The sequence below is a fragment of the Peteryoungia rhizophila genome (assembly GCF_004912145.1).
GTDB lineage: Bacteria > Pseudomonadota > Alphaproteobacteria > Rhizobiales > Rhizobiaceae > Allorhizobium > Allorhizobium rhizophilum.
The window spans coordinates 42,070-59,453 of sequence record NZ_STGT01000009.1 but is presented as its reverse complement, the minus strand read 5'-3'; the positions used below and the strand labels follow the sequence as shown (position 1 = coordinate 59,453).

Sequence of the window (17,384 nt, the reverse complement as noted above, 5' to 3'; positions counted from 1 at the left end):
GGCAACATATCTTAGAGAATTTTGACCGGCTTCGTCCACTGGATGAGCACGACGCAGCCCTCCTCCGACGAGACGGAATGCGTCGTTCCCTCGGGATTGGCGATCAGCGATCCCTTGGGATAGTGGCCATACTCGTCACTCTGCGACCCCTCGAGCACCAGGATCGTCTCGAGCCCCACATGCAGATGCTTGGGCACGGAGGCGCCCGGGGCGTAGCGCAGCAGTGCCAGTTCGGGCTCGCCCGTCACCAGTCGGCAGATCTCCACCCCTTCGCGAAAATATTCAAACTGAAGGTGATGCCAGCCGCCGCGCAGGAAATCCGGAAAACTCAAGGCTTCAGACATCGAGCGCCTCCACAATCTGATCGACGGTTGCCGCCCATCCGACGATGGCTCCTTGCGCGGTTATCATGTCGATGGCCGCCTGTTTGAATTCCGGGAAGTAGCTCTCTGTCGCATCGGTCGCGAGCAGGCATTCGAAGCCACGGTCATTGGCCTCGCGCATGGTGGTCTGCACGCAGACTTCGGTGGTGACGCCGGCGAAGACGAGCTGGCGGATCTTCCGCTCGGCCAGCAGCTCTCCGAGCGGCGTGGCGTAGAAGGCGCCCTTCCCGGGCTTGTCGAGCACGATTTCACCGTCCACCGGATAGAGTTGCGGAATGATGTCGGCACCGGGTTCGCCGGAAATGAGGATGCGGCCCATGTGACCGGGATCGCCGATGCGGAGCGATGGCTTGCCGCGTTCGCGCTTGGCCGGCGGGCAGTCGGACAGGTCGGGCCGATGGCACTCGCGGGTGTGAATGACCGGCAGTCCGGCAGCGCGGAACGCGGCGAGGAGCCGGGCCGTCGCCGGAATGATCGCCTGCAGAAGAGCGACCTTGTTGCCCAGCGTTTCGCCGAAACCGCCGGGCTCGACGAAGTCGCGCTGCATGTCGATGATGATGAGGGCCGCATGGTCCCGGTCGAGGTCGAAGTCGAAGGGGCGCGCCTTGATGATTGCCATCAGTGATGTCCTGCCATGTGCCGGCCGATCTCGCCGATATCGGCGTTCGCGGCTGGGGTCTCATATGCGATATGCCCTTCCGACATGACCAGGATCCGGTCGGAGAGCTGGAGAATTTCGTCGAGATCCTCAGAGATCAGGAGAACTGCGGCGCCTGCATTTCTTGCGGCCATGATGCGGGCGCGGATCTCGGCGACGGCGGAGAAATCGAGCCCGAAGCAGGGATTTGTGATGATCAGAAGATCGACGTCGCCGGTCAGTTCGCGGGCGAGAACCGCACGCTGGACATTGCCGCCTGAGAGCGAGGCAATCGGGGACTGGAGGGAGGCGGTCTTCACCTTGTACTCGCCGACCAGATGGCCTGCCTGTTCGAGCATGCGGCTGCCATCAAGCCAGAACTGGCTGCTGCCGGAGGCGAAGTCGAAATCGCGGAAGAAGATGTTTTCCGCCACCGTCATTCGCGGCGCGCAGGCGTTCTTCAATGGCTCTTCGGGCAGATAACGGACGTTGAGCTTGCGGGCTTCGCCCCGGCGGGCGTGATAAGGCTCCTCCTTGACCCGGATCTCGCCCTTTTCCAGCGGGCGCTGGCCGGTCAGGATCTCCATCAGCTCCATCTGGCCATTGCCGGAAATGCCGGCAATTCCGACGATCTCGCCGGACTTTACAGTGAGATCGGCGATGTCGATGGTCTTCAGGCCGGAGCGATCCGGGGCCCTGACGCCGGAGACAGAGAGGACGGGTACACCCTGGTAGGCGACGCGGGCGGCCGGCTTCACCAGCTCCTTTTCACCGATCATCATCGCCGCCATGTCTGAGGTCGAGAGATCGGAGACCTTGCCGCCTCCGACATATTCGCCGCGTCTCAGGACAGAGACCTCGTCGGCAAAGGCAGTGACTTCGCGGAACTTGTGGCTGATCATCAGGCAGGTGAGTTCGCCCGCACTCGTCAAACCTCGGACCATGCCGAGCAATTCGTCGGCTTCCGCCGGTGTCAGCACCGAGGTCGGCTCGTCGAGGATGAGGAAAAGGCGGCCGAGATAGAGCTGCTTCAGGAGTTCCAGTTTCTGCTTTTCACCCGCAGCGAGCCGGCCGACGGGAATGTCGAGCGGCACGGAGAAAGGCATGCGGTCCATGAAGACGGACAGCGCCTGACGCTCCTTCTTCCAGTCGATCAGCGCCGGTGCATCGGCCCGGCTGATGACGAGGTTTTCGGCTGCGGTCAGCGAGGGAACGAGGGTGAAATGCTGGTAGACCATGCCGAGCCCGAGATCATGGGCGGCACGGGGGTCGGGGATCTCGACCTCAAGGCCTTCGACCATCATCTGGCCGGAGGTCGGCTTGTAGAAGCCCATCATGCATTTGACGAGGGTGGACTTTCCCGCGCCGTTCTCACCAAGCAAGACATGGAAGGAGCCGGCGGCGACACGGATCGAGACGTCGTTGAGCGCCGTGAAGCTGCCGAAGCGCATGGTCATGCCGACGGTTTCCACCGACATGGCGTGATCGGTTGTTTGGAACTCTTGCGCCGGGACCCTCATGGCAGGGCACTCACAAGCTTTTCGCTGTCGGAGACGGAGCCGAAGACGCCACCCTGCATCTTGACCATCTTGATGGCGGCGGCGTGGTTGCCGGGATCGGTCGCGCCGCAGCAGTCCTCGAGGATCACGCATTCGAAGCCGCGGTCATTGGCCTCGCGCATTGTCGTGTGCACGCAGACATCCGTGGTGATGCCGGTCAGGACGATGTTCTCGATGCCACGCGTGCGCAGGATGAGTTCGAGATCGGTGGCGCAGAAGGAGCCCTTGCCAGGCTTGTCGATGATCGCCTCGCCCGGCAGTGGTGCCAGTTCATCGATGATTTCCCAGCCCGGTTCGCCACGCACGAGGATACGGCCGCAGGGACCGGCATCGCCGATGCCGGCGCCGATCTGCTGCGAGCGCCAGTGCTTGTTCGGCGGCAGGTCGGAGAGATCAGGGCGATGGCCTTCGCGGGTGTGGATGATGTGGTAGCCCTTGGCGCGCATGGCCGAGAGCACTTTCTTGATCGGCTCGATCGGTGCGCGGGTGAGCGAGAGGTCGTAGCCCATCTTGTCGACATAGCCCCCGACGCCGCAGAAATCGGTCTGCATATCGATGATGATGAGCGCGGTGTTCTCAGGACGTAGATCGCCGTTATAGGGCCAGAGATAGGGATCTGCCTTGATGGTCGTCATTCCGCCGCCTCCTTGTTGGTCTCGCCGTAGCGGCGGACGGGTTTTGGGAAGCCGCAGGACGTGCCGTCAGTCACCTGGACTTCATCCTCCCAGGGGAGCTTGTACTCTCCGGCCACCAAATCCTGCATGAAGGTATAGGGGCAATCGCCCGCACCGCCGGCAACGGCCGAAAAGCCGCGATGGCCGAGTTGGTAGATGTTGTTTTCGACACCCCAGACACGGCGCGCCTCACGCACGAGATCGGGCCGGACTTCCGCCGTGATGATCTCATCCGAGCGACCGGACGTGCCATGGGCGATGATGCTGCCGTCAAAATTGACGATCATGCCCTCGCCCATGGAATCGAAGGTACCGTCCGATCCGCACATGCAGACATTGGCGGTGACCATCAGATTGCAGAAGGAATTGGACTGGTTGGTAAAGCGCCAGGCCTCGCGCATCGGCGCGGTGTAGCCCGCCGTGCGCAGCATGATCTCGGCGCCCTTATAGGCCGCCTCGCGCGCCATTTCCGGGAACATGCCGTCGTGGCAGATGATCAGCGAGAGCTTGCAGCCCTTCGGCCCTTCGATGACAGGAATGCCGAGATCGCCGGGTTCCCAGGGCTCGACCGGCACCCAGGGGTGGAGCTTGCGGTAATAGAGCCTGATTTCGCCCTGGTCGTCGATAACAAGACCCGTATTCCACGGGTTACCGCCCGGATTGTATTCCATGATGGAAAAACAGCCCCAGATGCTGTTGTCGCGGCAGGCCTGTTTGAAGGCTGCGACTTCGGGACCATCCATCCGGCACATGATCTCCGGGTTCGTATCCATCGACAGGCCATGCAGGGCATATTCCGGGAAGACGACAAGATCCATGCCGGCGATATTGCAGCGTGCCTTGGCGACCATGCCGACGACCTTGTCGGTCTGGGCCGCGAGATCGGCCCGGGTGACCGTGTTCGGCAATTGCAGCTGTACGAGGCCGATGACCACGCCCTCAGGCGACTTGTTGAGACCGCCAAGTCCGTTCATGGATCCTGCTCCTATTTGGTGATGCTGAGTTCGCCGGGGGCCGAGACCATGGCCCGCGTGCGCGAGCTGATCGCGATCAGGAGGCCAAGGGTGAGCACATAGGGTGCGGCATAGAAGAGGTAGTAGCCCTGGGTGACGCCGACCGATTGAAGCGCCGGCCCGAGCGCGCCCGCACCGCCGAAGAGCAGCGAGGCATAGAGGCAATGGACCGGGTTCCAGCGGGCGAAAATGACCAGGGCCACGGCCATCAGTCCCTGGCCTGAGGAAATGCCTTCGTTCCAGCTGCCCGGATAAAACAGCGAGAGATAGGCGCCGCCGACGCCGGCCAGCGCACCGCCAACCGCCGTCGACCAGAGGCGCACGCGGTTGACGTTGATGCCGAGCGCACGCGCCGCATCGGCGCTGTCACCGGCAACGCGGATGGTGAGGCCGACGCGGGTGTTCTTCAGAACCCAGGCCGCGAGGAAGGCGAGCGCAATGCCGACCAGGAAAAGGACATTGACGTTGAGGGCCGCCTGCACTTGCGGGATATCCGACCAGAACCCGAGCGGGATCGACGGCAAATCCGGAGCGACAGGCTGGACGTAGGGCTTGCCGAAGAAGAAGGCGAGGCCGGAGCCGAAGATCATCAGGGCGATGCCGATCGCGATGTCGTTGACCTTGGGAAATTTGCAGATCCAGCCGTGCAGGAGGCCGAAGAGGAGGCCGGAGACGGCAGCGGCGAGCGTGCCAGCCCAGGCGGAGCCGGTGTGGTAGGCGACGGCATAGCCGCTCATGGCGCCGAAGACGAGCGTGCCTTCAAGGCCAAGGTTGATGCGGCCGGAGCGCTCCGTCAGGCATTCACCGATGCTGACGAAGATGAAGGGGGTGGAGACACGGATCGCGCCGCCGAGGATGGCAAGGGGCACGCCCCAGAGACCGATATCCGTCATGCGCGCTTTCCCTTCAGCAGAAGGCCATCCAGCGTGATGCGGTCACGGAACGCGTCGGCCAACAGGATGGCGATAAAGATCATGCCCTGGAAGACCACGATGGTGGCATCCGGCAGATCGAGCCTTCGCTGGACGAGGCCGCTTGACGCCTCGAAGCCGGCAAAGAGCAGGGTGGCCGGGATGATCGCCAGGCAGTTGTGTCGGGCGAGGAAGGCGATGAGGATGCCGGTATAGCCATAACCGCCGGCAAGCGAGGCATTAGCCGAACCATGGACGGCGGCGACTTCGAAGGCTCCGGCGAGGCCGGCGAGTGAACCCCCGAGCGCTGTAAAGCCGATCATCAGCAGGCCGGCCGGCAGACCCTGCACTTGGGCGGCCCTGAGATTGCCGCCGACAATGCGCGCCGCAAATCCGAAGGTCGTCTTTTCGATGAGAACCCAGCACAGGATGCAGGCGATGATGCCGGCTGCGAGCCCCCAATGCACGCCGATTCCCGGGATCTCGCCGATCCGGTAGAGCTCAGGCAGCGGTGAGGTGGAGGGCTTGTTGAGGCTTGCGGGATCCCGGAGCGGTCCTTCCACCAGATGGTTCATCAGGGCGATCGCTATGTAGGCCAGCAGCAGGCTGGAGATCGTCTCATTGACCCCGCGGAAATGCCTGAGAGCCCCGATGCCACCGATCCAGATGGCACCGACAAGTGCACCGGCGATCATCATCGCGAGGATCCCGACCGGACCTGGCATGCCGGGGGCCAGCATGGCGATCGCGCCAGCTCCCACACCACCGAGGACGATCGCGCCCTCGCCGCCGATGACGACGAGACCGAGGCGGGCCGGAAGGGCAACGCAGAGCGCGGCGAAGAGGAGGGGTGCCGCGCGGGCCAGCGTGTTGGTCCATGAGAAGGACGTGCCGAAACCCGCCTTGTAGACCAGCATGTAGAACTCGATCGGCGAGGTGCCGATCAGAAGCAGGAAGGCGGCAAAGAGGAGCATGCCGGCGAGAAGTGCTGCCAGCGGCAGGAAGAGCGGATCGAGCCAGTGCAGAACCGTCTCGAACGAGACGCTGCGTCTGGCCAGGTCCTGGCTCGCGAGATTCGCCGGTGCACTCATGGCATGCCCCTACAGTACGCTTAAGACGTGGATCCGACGACGCCCTCGACGAGGTAGCCCATGCTTTCGAGCGCTACGTCTGTTTCGCCGAAGGCCTGGCCTTCTGTGGCGATGACATTGCCCTTGTTGTCGTTCAGCGGTCCCTTGATGACCGCGAAGCCGCCCTTCATGATTTCGGCCATAGTGGCATCGAACTGCTTGCGCGCCGGTTCCGTCACGGCCGGGCCCAGCGGGCTCATCTTGACGAAACCTTCGGCGAGGCCACCGCGGACGAAGTTGTCGATCGTACCACCAGCCAGGGTCGTGTTGACCATGTCGGTATAGACCTTGGACCAGTTCCACTCGGCACCGGTCAGATATTTCTCAGGTGCGAGCGGGCTCTGATTGGCATGGTAGCCGCAGAGGAACATGCCACGGCCGGCGCCGGTTTCCATGACGACCTTCGGGCCGTCGACATGGCAGGTGACGACATCTACACCCTGGTCGGCGAGCGCGTTCGTGGCTTCCGCTTCCTTGACGGCGAGCGACCATTCGCCGGTGAAGATGACCTGGCAGGTGATTGTCGGATCGACGGCGCGGGCGCCGAGCAGGAAGGAATTGATGTTGAGCAGAACCTGCGGGATGGGCTTTGCGGCAACGAAACCGATCTTCTTGGTCTTGGTCATGTGACCTGCGACGATGCCGTTCAGATACTGGCCCATGCCGATATAGCCGAAATACGAGCCGGTATTGGCCGGCTTGTCGGGGGTCCAAAGGCCACCGCAATGTTCGAAGCGGACATCTGGATATTTTGGCGCCATGGTCAGGATATGGGGGTCGAAGTAGCCGAAGGAGGTCGGGAAGATCAGCGACGCGCCATCGAAATTGATCATGCTCTCCATGGTCTTCTGGACGTCGACCGTTTCCGGGACCTGTTCTTCCTCGATCACGGTCACACCGTCGATCGCCTTGATCGCGGCCGCCCCTTCCGCATGGGCCTGGTTGTAGCCGTAGTCGTCCTTCGGGCCGACATAGATGAAGCCGACGGTGAGGCCTGCAGCCCGGGCGATGTCGAAGGGAAGCACGCTGCTGGCGGCGGCGAGACCGGCGAGACCCGCAGACTGGCGCAGAAACTGGCGGCGGCTCGGCATAAGAAACTGGCTCATGAAGGATCTCCCAGATCAGGATGAACAGTGGATGTCTGGCGGGCGCTGGTTCCCCTGATTATTGATGGCGCTCCGCATTCACCTTTGAGTAACCCATATGGCGCCGCTTCTGTCTTGTGCTAAGTTTTGCGCGAGCTGCTGCAAAATTTGCATCACCGGGGGAGCTGCCGCATGCGTCATCTGACTTCGCTTCGCTACATCGATGCCGTCGCGAAGGCCGGCTCCATCCGAGGGGCGGCCGAATCTCTCGCGATCACCTCGACCGCACTCAACCGTCGCATTCTCGCGCTGGAGGAGGAATTGGGGGTGCCGGTGTTCGAGCGACTGCCGCATGGGGTGCGGCTTTCGAGCGCCGGAGAGATCCTCATCCACCACATCCGCAACCAGATCTCGGACATGGAGCGGGTAAGGTCCCAGATCGCCGACCTCTCTGGTGTTCGCCGCGGTCATGTGTCGATCGCCTGCAGCCAGGCTCTGCTGCCTTATTTCCTGCCCTATCAGATCGCGCAGTATAGGAAGGACCATCCGGCTGTGACCTTCGGCGTGCATCTGCGCGACCGTCAGGCGGCGGAGCAGTCGCTGGTCGATCACTCGGCGGATCTTGCGATCGTCTTCGAGCCGGTGCGCATGGCGGATTTCATGACGCTGATCCGGGTGCACCAGCCGGTGCATGTGGTGATGGCACCGCATCATCCATTGGCAACCAAAGAAACCATCCGGCTGAGCGACTGCCTCGACTATCCCTATTCGTTGCCGACGGCGCCGTTCGGCGTGCGCCACCTGATGGATATGGCAGCGCAGAAGTCATCCTACCGGCTGGAGCCGGTGATCGAATCCGACAGTTTCGAATTCCTGCGCAACCACGCGGTCGCGGAGAACATTATCACCTTCCAGATCCCGATCGGGCTTTCGGATCATACGATGACAGGGGAGATGATCACCCGACCGCTGGACAAGCGCGATGTGCCCGCAGGCGTGCTTTACATGGGGCAGTTGCGTGGAAGAACGCTTCCGGTCGCCGCCGCGCGTTTCGCCGCTCAGCTCTCGACGGCGCTCGCCAGCCGATACGAAGTGTCGTGACGGCTTGACCGAAAGCTACTGTTCGACCGCGTCCGGTCGCGTGGCGCGATAGAGCAGGTAGGCGAAAACGGCAGCCAGGCCGAACCAGGTCATTGCATAGCCGAAATGCTTGTTGGGGAAGGAAACGACGGTGAGCCCGCCGATCGGCAGGTCATCGCTCGATGCATCTGCATCGATGAAATAGGGCGCGACGTCTCCCAGCCCAAGGGCCTCAGCCATGGCGGCCGTGTCCCGTGAGAACCATCGATTGCCCGGGGGGTCGTTGTCGCGGAGAAAGGCGCCGCCTGGCTGGGTGAGACGCAGGAGACCGGTGACCGTCTGCTCACCCTCAGGTTTCGGTCTATCGGCGGCCGAGGTCCGGTCATCCGGAACGAAGCCGCGGTTGATGAAGAGGCGCCAGCCGCCGTCCGTCTCGAAGGGCGTCATGACCCAGAAGCCCGAGCCTCGGGACGTGACTGCCTTCACGAGCGTATCGTCAGAAGAAAGATACTGCCCTCGCACTTCGACACGGCGATATTCCGCCGTGTCGAATGTGACGCCCGTCCAAAGATCTGGTCCGGGGGCAGCGGATGGCGCGGCGACGAGCCCCGCCTCGACACGTTCGATCAGCGCCGTCTTCCACTGCAGCCGCTGGAGCTGCCAGACGCCGAGGCCGACGAGCAGGCCGACGGCGAGGATGCCGAGCCCGATGAACCACCATGGTCGGCGCGCGCGCGTCATGCCCTGCCGTTCCGTCAGGAGCCGAAGCCCTGGAAGCTCTCGTGATCCATTGTCGGCATCATGTTGGTGTTGAGGTTGTACATGACCCAGATCGAACCGGCGATCATGATCACCACGACGATGATGGTGAAGATCATCGAAAGCATGGTCCAGCCCTCGTCAGAGCGGGTGTTCATGTGCAGGAAATAGACCATGTGGACGAGGATCTGCACGACGGCGAAGGCAATCACGGTGGCCGCAGTGAGCACGCGGCTTTCGAAGCCGCCGCTCATCACGATCGCGAAGGGAATGATCGTCAGGATCGCGGCGAGCACGAAGCCAGTGAGATAGGAGCGATAGCTGCCGTGATCGTGGCCGGTGTTGTCGTGGCCCCGCTCGTGATGACCGTGGGGCTGAATGGAGTGCTTGGACATCAAATCATCCCCAGGAGATAGACGAAGGTGAAAACCCCGATCCAGATGACATCGAGGAAGTGCCAGAACATGCTCAGGCATTCCATGCGTCTGGTGTTGGCCGGGATCAGGCCTTTGCGGTTGATCTGGACCATCAGCGTGATGAGCCAGATGCAGCCGAACAGCACGTGCAGGCCGTGGGTGCCCACCAGCGCGAAGAAGGCCGAGAGGAAGGCCGACCGCTGCGGACCGGCGCCAAGGTCGATCAAATGATGGAATTCGTAGATTTCGAGCGCCAGGAAGGCGAAGCCGAGCAGCAGGGTGACGCCGAGCCAGGCCTGCATGCGGGCCTGCCTACCTTCGTACATGGCGAGCATGGCAAAACCGAAGGTGATCGAGGATACCAGCAGGAAGCCGGTGTTGATCGCGATCAGGTTTAGGTCGAAGAGCGCCTTGGGGCCGGGGCCGGCCGCATAGCTCTGGCCGACAACCCCGAAGACCGCGAAGAGGACGGCGAACATCAGGCAGTCGCTCATCAGGTAGACCCAGAAGCCGAGCCGCGTGGACGCGCCTTCCGGATGATGATGCGGCTCGGTTTCCCAATAGACGGCAGGTGCTTCGGAATCAGTGATCGTGCTCATGGTCGTCACGCTCCCATGCTTGCGAGTTCGCGGTCACGCGCCTTTTCGACGCGCTCGACCTCATCGACGGGGACGTAGTAGTCCCGGTCGTAGTTGAAGGTATGGGCGATCGCGACGGCGATGATCGCCACGAAGGACACAGCCGCCAGCCACCAGATGTACCAGACCAGCGCAAAGCCGCAGAGCGTGGCAAGGGCCGAAATGACGACACCCGTGCCGGTGTAACGCGGCATATGGATCGGGATATACGGCGCCTTCGGACGCTTCTGATCGACCTGCTTCATGTCATGCCAGGCGTCCAGGTCATGGACGACGGGCGTGAAGGCGAAGTTATAGGCCGGCGGCGGGGAGGACGTCGCCCATTCCAGCGTGCGGCCATCCCAGGGATCGCCCGAGAGATCCATGTTGTCCTTGCGCTGCCAGATCGAGACGGCGACCTGGATGAAGAAGGCAGCGATGCCGATGGCGATGAGCACGGCGCCGAGGGCTGCGAGGATGAACCAGATACGGAGATCCGGATCGTCGAAGACGCGCATGCGGCGGGTGACGCCCATCAGGCCGAGCACATAGAGCGGCATGAAGGCGAGCCAGAAGCCGCTGACCCAGCTCCAGAAGGAAACCTTGCCCCAGAAGACATTGAGCTGGAAGCCGAAGGCCTTGGGCCACCAGAAGGCGATCGCGGCGAAGCAGCCGAACAGGACACCGCCGATGATGACGTTGTGGAAGTGGGCGACCAGGAAGAGCGAGTTGTGCAAGACGAAGTCTGCCGGCGGGACGGCGAGAAGCACGCCCGTCATGCCGCCGATCGTGAAGGTCAGCATGAAGGCGACCGTCCACATCATCGGCAGTTCGAAGCGGACCCGTCCCTGGTACATCGTAAAGAGCCAGTTGAAGATCTTCGCCCCCGTGGGCACGGAGATGATCATGGTGGTGATGCCGAAGAAGGCGTTCACGGAGGCGCCTGAGCCCATGGTGAAGAAGTGGTGCAGCCAGACGACATAGCTGAGGATGGTGATGCAGACGGTGGCGTAGACCATCGAGCTGTAGCCGAAGAGCCGCTTGCCGGAGAAGGTGGAGGTGATCTCCGAGAAGACGCCGAAGAGCGGCAGGATCAGGATGTAGACCTCCGGGTGACCCCAGATCCAGATGAGGTTGATATACATCATCGGATTGCCGCCGAGATCGTTGGTGAAGAAGTTCGTTCCCACGTAACGATCGAGCGTCAGAAGGATCAGCGTCATCGTCAGCACCGGGAAGGAGGCGACGATGAGGATGTTGGTGCAGAGTGCGGTCCAAGTGAAGATTGGCATACGCATCAGGGTCATGCCCGGTGCGCGCATCTTCACAATGGTGACGAGCAGGTTGATGCCGGACAGCGTCGTTCCGACGCCGGCGATCTGCAGACCCCAGATATAATAGTCGACCCCGACCCAGGGACTGTAGCCGATACCCGAGAGCGGCGGGAAGGCGAGCCAACCTGTCTGGGCGAACTCGCCGACGAAGAGCGAGGCCATGACGAGGACTGCGCCGCCGACGGTCATCCAGAAGGAGAAGTTGTTGAGGAAGGGGAAGGAGACGTCGCGCGCGCCGATCTGCAGCGGCACGAGATAGTTCATCAGACCCGTGACGAAGGGCATCGCCACGAAGAAGATCATGATCACCCCATGGGCGGTGAAAATCTGGTCATAGTGGTGGGCGTTGAGATAGCCCTCCGAGCCGTTGAAGGCGAGCACCTGTTGAAGGCGCATCATGATGGCGTCAGCGAAGCCGCGCACCAGCATGACCAGCGCCAGGATGATGTACATGATGCCGATCTTTTTGTGATCGACAGAGGTCAGCCATTCGCGCCAGAGGTATCCCCAGAGGCGGTAATAGGTGAGCGCGCCCACCGTGGCCGCGCCGCCGACCACGACGACAGCGAAGGTCGCCAGAACGATCGGATCCGTCGGGATCGCACTCCAGTTGAGGCGACCGAGAAGAAGCGTGGTGGAATGGTCTATCGTAGCCATGCCGAATTCCTGTCAGAGTTGCGGCGCATTGCCGGCTGCCTGCCGAACGAGCGTGAGGAAGCGTTCGGCCTCACCGCCGAAGGGCGATGCCGGCTGCTGCATGTTGTGTCCCATCAGGGGACCCGAAACGACGGGTTTGTCGTTGAAGGAGGCGGGCTTTGCGGCGAGCATCTGCTCCAACTCCTCGACCGAGCAGAAGCCCAGAACCTTGAAGGGTTCCCAACCGAAGACCGGCTCGCGCGTGCCCCGGCGTTCGTGCTTGTCGTGGATGAGGGCGCTCATGTTGACCGTGCCGGCGAGACCCGTTCCACCCTGGGCGTCGAGGGCCATCATCTCGGCCATGCAGATCTTGCCTTCTTCGACGCACATATTGACGACGCGCGGGAAGAGCTGCGGATCGATGCTGGCGAAGGTCTCCGGCTTGACGTTTTCGCTGGGGCGCTCGAGCTCCAGATACTTGGCGCGGTCGAGCCTTTCGGCGCCAGCGCGTGCTTCGTCGACCCAGGCCTCGAAGGCGGCAGCGTCGGTTGCATTTGCCTTGAAGCGCATGCCGGAGAAACCGGCGCCGGAGTAATGCGAGGCGAGGCCCTGAAAGGTGCCTTCCGTGTTAAAGACCCCATGCAGCGTCGTCTGCATGCCAGGCATGGCGTAGATCATGCCGGCCATGTGCGGGATGTAGAAGGCATTCATCACCGAGGACGAGGTCAGCGAAAAGCGGATCGGACGATCGGTCGGGACCGGAAGCTCGTTGACCGATGCAACGCCGTATTGCGGGTAGATGAAGAGCCATTTCCAGTCGAGAGCGACGACCTGGACGTCCAGCGGCTCCTGTTGCGGATCGAGCGGCTGCGCTTCGGAGACACGGGCCAGCGGACGGTAGGGATCCAGCAAGTGGGTCCCGACCCAGGTCAAGGCACCGAGGCACACAACAATCAGAAGCGGTATCGCCCAGATAATGAGCTCGAGTTTCGTCGAGTGAGACCAGTTCGGCTTGTAGATCGCTTCCTTGTTGCTAGCGCGGTAGTGCCAGGCAAACCAGCAGGTCAACGCCATCACCGGGATGATGATGATCAGCATCAGCAGAGTGGAGATGACCAGAAGGTCGCGCTGTTGGGCGGCGATATCACCCGTAGGGGCTAGAACCTCCGCCTTGCAGGCGGACAGGACAAGGACCGCCATGAGGGCAATGAACAATTTCGGGAGGCGAAGCTTTTGCATTTCGTACCCTGATACTCTGACGGGTCTCTGAGCAGGGGTCCCCCCGAAACTCCACTCGACGACCATTGATATTCGCCGAGTTAGTTAGTCGGGTTTTGCGGTGCAGCACATACGACAATTTGTCACCTGTCAATTTGAGCGCGTCTGCGGCATCGCTTTCCGGCATGTTAGACTAAGGCGCGGACCGCATTCCCCCGTTCGGATCCGCCCTGTTCAGACGAGAAAGTGATCACGCGTTATGGCGAGCATGACCGGTTCCGCATCCCCCGCCGCGCAGAACGGCCGGACAACTTCCGAAGACGATCACCACGTCTCCCCCTCGGATATCGCCGTCGGCGTGATCATCGGGCGCACGTCGGAATTCTTCGACTTCTTCGTCTTCGCCATCGCGTCCGTCCTCGTCTTCCCGGCCCGGATCTTTCCCTTTCTCGATCCACTGACCGGCACGCTCTGGTCATTCGTGCTCGTGGCACTTGCCTTCGTAGCGCGCCCGCTCGGCACTGTGCTGTTTACCATGCTCGACCGGCGGCATGGCCGTGTCATCAAGCTTACGGTGGCGCTCTTCCTGCTGGGAACCTCGACCGTGGCCATGGGTCTCGTGCCTTCCTACGAGATCGCCGGCTGGTGGGCGATTGCCATGCTTGCCCTGCTTCGTATTGGACAGGGGCTTGCACTTGGCGGCACCTGGGACGGCTTGGCGCCGCTTCTCGCGATCACCGCCTCCAAGGACAAGCGCGGCTTCTACGCCATGGTCCCGCAGCTCGGCGCCGTGGTCGGTCTCGCGGTGGCAGCCGTGCTTTTTGCCTATCTGGTGATGACGCTTTCGGCGGCAGACTTCCTCGACTGGGGCTGGCGCTATCCGTTCTTCGTCGCCTTCGCAATCAATGTCGTGGCGCTCTTCGCCCGGCTTCGCATCGTCGATACGCCGGAGTTCAAGGAGCTTTTCGAAACGAACGAGCTCACCCCGACCGGGCTGCGCGCCACGATGGCGCAGGACGGGCGCACAGTGCTGCTCGGCGTCTTCGTGCCGCTCGCAAGCTTTGCCATGTTCCACATGGTGACGGTCTTCCCGCTATCGTGGATCTTCCTGTACACGGATGAGGCTCCCGGCACCTTCCTCCTGATCGAGGCTGCGGGTGCTGCGCTGGGCGTGCTTGCCATGCTGATATCGGGCTGGCTGTCGGACCGCATCGGCCGCGACAAGATCCTTGTCTGGGGCGCATGGGCGATCGGTGCTTTCGCATTGACGGCACCGCTGCTGTTGAATGGCGATCTTCCCGGCGTGACCATCTACATGATGGTCGGGTTTGTCGTGCTGGGCTTCAACTTTGCGCAGTCCTCCGGCGCCGTCGCATCGCTCTTTGATCGGCGCAACCGCTACACTGGATCAGCCATGGTTTCAGCGCTCTCGTGGATGTTTGGCGCTGGCTTCGCACCCTTGGCGGCACTTCTGCTGTCCACCTGGTTCGGCCTCTTTGCCGCCGGCCTCTACCTTCTGTCGGGTGCGATCTGCACCCTCATCTCGCTGGCTATCGTCCGGCAGATCTCGCTACAGCCGAAGGGGCAAGAATAAGTCTCCGAACAGTCCTGCTCAGGAGATCGCACAGCTATAGCTCCCGGAGTTAGCAAACTTCGGGGCTTCGCCTTGTCCGCTTGGTGGCGGCACCGCAGCTGCCAAAAAAATGAGCCGGAAATCTCTCGGCTCAAATATTAGGCCAAAAGCTTGCCAACTTTGCTGCATTGCGTCATCAATCGCGCATGAGCCATCTGGACCTCACCATCCTCGTCATTGATGAGAACGCCGTTCGCGCGGCGATCATCGAGGATGGTTTGCGCGAAGCGGGACACCAGCATGTCACCGTGGCGCTGGAGATTCACGGGATTGCCAAGACCGTCGAAACGCTTTCTCCCGACGTAATCATCATCGACATCGAAAACCCGAACCGGGACATGATGGAGCATCTCTTCCAGCTGACCCGTTCGGTCAGCCGGCCGATCGCCATGTTCGTCGACCGATCCGATACAGCCTCCATCGAGGCCGCGGTCGATGCGGGCGTATCGGCTTACATCGTCGACGGACTGCGCAAGGAGCGCGTGAAGCCGATCCTCGACATGGCGGTCAGCCGCTTCAACGCCTTCAGCCGCCTGCAGCGGGAACTCGCCGACGCCCGCTCCGCCCTCGAAGAACGCAAGATCATCGAGCGGGCCAAGGGCATTCTCATGAAGATGCGCGGCATGAGCGAGGAGGAGGCCTTCACGCTGCTGCGCCAGACGGCGATGAACGAAAAGAAGAAGCTGGTCGACATAGCCCAGAGCGTGGTGACCGCAGCAGGATTGCTGCTGTGATGACGATCCTGTGGGGAGACTGAAGTGAGCGACATGATGAGCAGGCGGGGAGAAATCGGCACAGGCGCCCCGGCGCTCCATGGCTCCGGGCGGGAGCAACGGGTCCTGCGTGCCGGTTTCATCCCGCTGATGGACGCGTCGATTCTGATCGCGGCAGCGGAAATGGGCTTTGCGGCGCGCGAAGGCCTCACACTCGACCTTGTGCGCGATGTCTCCTGGGCCAACGTCCGCGACCGCCTCGCCTTTCGACAGTTCGATATCGCACACATGCTTTCACCGATGCCGGTCGCCTCGATGCTGGATCTCGGCTCCAATCCCTCCCCCACGATCACGCCCTTTTCTCTCGGGCGCGGCGGCAATGCGATCACCTTGTCGCTCGGGCTCTATGAACGCATGAAGGCACGCGCCGATCTGGCCGAGGATGCGAGCGCCCTGGACAATGCAAAGGCGCTCGCTGCCGTGCTAACCGACATGCGGCAGAAGGGGGAGCAACCGCCGACGCTGGGCATGACCTATCCCTTCTCCTCGCACAATTACGAGTTCCGTTACTGGCTGGCGGCAGGCGGGGTGGATCCCGATCGCGACGTCAAGCTCGTGGTCGTGCCGCCGCCCCTGACCTCGGATGCGCTCGCAGCCGGTGCAATCGACGGCTTTTGCGTCGGCGCTCCCTGGAACATGGTCGCCTCCGAACGCGGCCTCGGGCGTATCGTGGCTGCGAAACAAGACATCTGGCCTTCGGCACCGGAAAAGGTGGTCGGCATGCGGCCGGACTGGGCCAAAACGAATGCCGATACAGTCAGCCGATTGATCGTTGCGCTCGACAAGTCGGCCCGCTGGTGCGATCAGCCGGACAATCACGATCATCTCTCTGAGATCCTAGCTTCGCCGCGCTATATCTCAGCGCCGGGGGACATTATCCGCCGCGTGCTGGCAGGCGAATTCAGTCTCGATGCCCGCGGAAATCGCCGATTGATCCGCGACTATTTCGTCTTTCACCGCCAGGCTGCCAACTATCCGCAGGCCAACCAGGCGCTCTGGATCTACAGCCAGATGATCCGTTGGGGACAGGTCGAATTCAGCGCCGAGAACATGCAGCGTGCCCAAAGTGCCTATCGGGCCGACCTCTATCATGCGGCCCTTGGAGCAGATGCCTCTCTGCCGGACGAGGCGGGGCATCTGCCGGGCGCATCACCGGACGACCGGTTCATGGACGGCCGCGTTTTCGATCCCGATCGGATGCAGGAATATGTTCGTGGATTTGCCGTGGGCTCTGACCGCGCACCCCCAGGAGGGGCTGCCGAGGACTGAGCGGCTGCACACCTACACGGCCTGAATTTCGCGTGGCTTTGTGCAGATGCACAATTTTTGCTCCGCCGAGAATGCAGTTTTACAGTTGAGCCGCTGTGCCGAAAGATCATTTTCATCATCTATTACTGTAGCTTGGCAAGGCTCCTCTGAAACTGGCACGGCCTTTGCTTACCTAAAAACTATCCGGTCAACGGCGACCGGACGAAAGAGCGCCTGAAGCGCGCTCACCAGAGACATCGACGTCGCTTGGTTTGCAC

At 62.1% G+C, this 17,384-nt stretch carries 17 protein-coding genes; 4 read left to right on the top strand and 13 right to left on the bottom strand.

The features are described from left to right. Nucleotides 1–11 precede the first annotated feature (11 nt). From E9677_RS24505 to E9677_RS24470, 8 genes are read right to left on the bottom strand one after another with little or no spacing between them, the layout of a single operon-like run. On the bottom strand, nt 12–344 hold the full coding sequence (locus tag E9677_RS24505; protein WP_136560693.1) for a cupin domain-containing protein: 333 nt from the start codon (nt 342–344) through the stop codon (nt 12–14). After that, nucleotides 337–1,002 (bottom strand): cysteine hydrolase family protein, encoded by a 666-nt coding sequence (locus E9677_RS24500; RefSeq protein WP_136560692.1) that lies wholly within the window; start codon nt 1,000–1,002, stop codon nt 337–339. Before E9677_RS24500 ends, E9677_RS24505 begins: the two co-directional genes overlap by 8 nt. Further along, nucleotides 1,002–2,540: an ABC transporter ATP-binding protein gene (locus E9677_RS24495; RefSeq protein ID WP_136560691.1), complete on the bottom strand. Its 1,539-nt coding sequence runs from the start codon at nt 2,538–2,540 to the stop codon at nt 1,002–1,004. The genes E9677_RS24500 and E9677_RS24495 overlap by 1 nt, the downstream gene beginning before the upstream one ends. After that, nucleotides 2,537–3,214, bottom strand: coding sequence for a biuret amidohydrolase (biuH, locus tag E9677_RS24490; RefSeq protein WP_136560690.1), 678 nt, complete (start codon nt 3,212–3,214; stop codon nt 2,537–2,539). Before biuH ends, E9677_RS24495 begins: the two co-directional genes overlap by 4 nt. Next, nucleotides 3,211–4,227, bottom strand: a complete 1,017-nt coding sequence (locus E9677_RS24485; RefSeq protein WP_136560689.1) for a formamidase — start codon at nt 4,225–4,227, stop codon at nt 3,211–3,213. The genes biuH and E9677_RS24485 overlap by 4 nt, the downstream gene beginning before the upstream one ends. Nucleotides 4,228–4,238: 11 nt before the next feature. Continuing rightward, nucleotides 4,239–5,159 carry an ABC transporter permease gene (locus E9677_RS24480; protein ID WP_136560688.1) on the bottom strand — a complete coding sequence of 307 codons (921 nt, stop codon included), beginning with the start codon at nt 5,157–5,159 and terminating at the stop codon, nt 4,239–4,241. After that, nucleotides 5,156–6,268, bottom strand: a complete 1,113-nt coding sequence (locus tag E9677_RS24475; protein ID WP_136560687.1) for an ABC transporter permease — start codon at nt 6,266–6,268, stop codon at nt 5,156–5,158. The genes E9677_RS24480 and E9677_RS24475 overlap by 4 nt, the downstream gene beginning before the upstream one ends. Nucleotides 6,269–6,288: 20 nt before the next feature. Next, entirely contained in the window at nt 6,289–7,413 is a 1,125-nt protein-coding gene (locus tag E9677_RS24470) for a BMP family ABC transporter substrate-binding protein (RefSeq protein ID WP_136560686.1), read from the bottom strand. A gap of 171 nt (nt 7,414–7,584) precedes the next feature. On the opposite strand from E9677_RS24470, the gene E9677_RS24465 reads away from it, so the two are divergent. After that, a complete protein-coding gene (locus tag E9677_RS24465) occupies nt 7,585–8,493 on the top strand; it encodes a LysR family transcriptional regulator (RefSeq protein ID WP_136560685.1) in 909 nt (302 codons plus the stop codon). A gap of 15 nt (nt 8,494–8,508) precedes the next feature. Here E9677_RS24465 and E9677_RS24460 read toward each other — a convergent pair whose 3' ends face one another. Genes E9677_RS24460 through cyoA form a run of 5 tightly spaced genes read right to left on the bottom strand, consistent with a single transcriptional unit; the run spans nt 8,509 to nt 13,473 of the window. After that, nucleotides 8,509–9,213, bottom strand: a complete 705-nt coding sequence (locus tag E9677_RS24460) for an SURF1 family protein (RefSeq protein ID WP_136560684.1) — start codon at nt 9,211–9,213, stop codon at nt 8,509–8,511. Between the two features lie 14 nt (nt 9,214–9,227). Further along, nucleotides 9,228–9,626, bottom strand: coding sequence for a cytochrome o ubiquinol oxidase subunit IV (gene cyoD, locus E9677_RS24455; protein WP_136560683.1), 399 nt, complete (start codon nt 9,624–9,626; stop codon nt 9,228–9,230). Then, a complete protein-coding gene (gene cyoC, locus E9677_RS24450; protein ID WP_136560682.1) occupies nt 9,626–10,246 on the bottom strand; it encodes a cytochrome o ubiquinol oxidase subunit III in 621 nt (206 codons plus the stop codon). Before cyoC ends, cyoD begins: the two co-directional genes overlap by 1 nt. Nucleotides 10,247–10,251: 5 nt before the next feature. Next, nucleotides 10,252–12,255: a cytochrome o ubiquinol oxidase subunit I gene (cyoB, locus tag E9677_RS24445; RefSeq protein ID WP_136560681.1), complete on the bottom strand. Its 2,004-nt coding sequence runs from the start codon at nt 12,253–12,255 to the stop codon at nt 10,252–10,254. A gap of 12 nt (nt 12,256–12,267) precedes the next feature. Beyond that, the gene (gene cyoA, locus E9677_RS24440) at nt 12,268–13,473 is read right to left on the bottom strand and encodes a ubiquinol oxidase subunit II (RefSeq protein ID WP_136560680.1); all 1,206 of its coding nucleotides are present in this window, start codon (nt 13,471–13,473) and stop codon (nt 12,268–12,270) included. Between the two features lie 238 nt (nt 13,474–13,711). On the opposite strand from cyoA, the gene E9677_RS24435 reads away from it, so the two are divergent. The 3 genes from E9677_RS24435 to E9677_RS24425 all read left to right on the top strand — a co-directional run bounded on the left by E9677_RS24435 (nt 13,712) and on the right by E9677_RS24425 (nt 17,127). Next, nucleotides 13,712–15,046, top strand: coding sequence for an MFS transporter (locus E9677_RS24435; RefSeq protein ID WP_136560679.1), 1,335 nt, complete (start codon nt 13,712–13,714; stop codon nt 15,044–15,046). A gap of 185 nt (nt 15,047–15,231) precedes the next feature. Next, nucleotides 15,232–15,819 (top strand): ANTAR domain-containing response regulator, encoded by a 588-nt coding sequence (locus tag E9677_RS24430; RefSeq protein ID WP_136560678.1) that lies wholly within the window; start codon nt 15,232–15,234, stop codon nt 15,817–15,819. A 33-nt stretch (nt 15,820–15,852) separates the two neighbouring features. Beyond that, entirely contained in the window at nt 15,853–17,127 is a 1,275-nt protein-coding gene (locus E9677_RS24425) for a CmpA/NrtA family ABC transporter substrate-binding protein (protein WP_136560706.1), read from the top strand. The last annotated feature ends 257 nt before the right edge of the window (nt 17,128–17,384 follow it).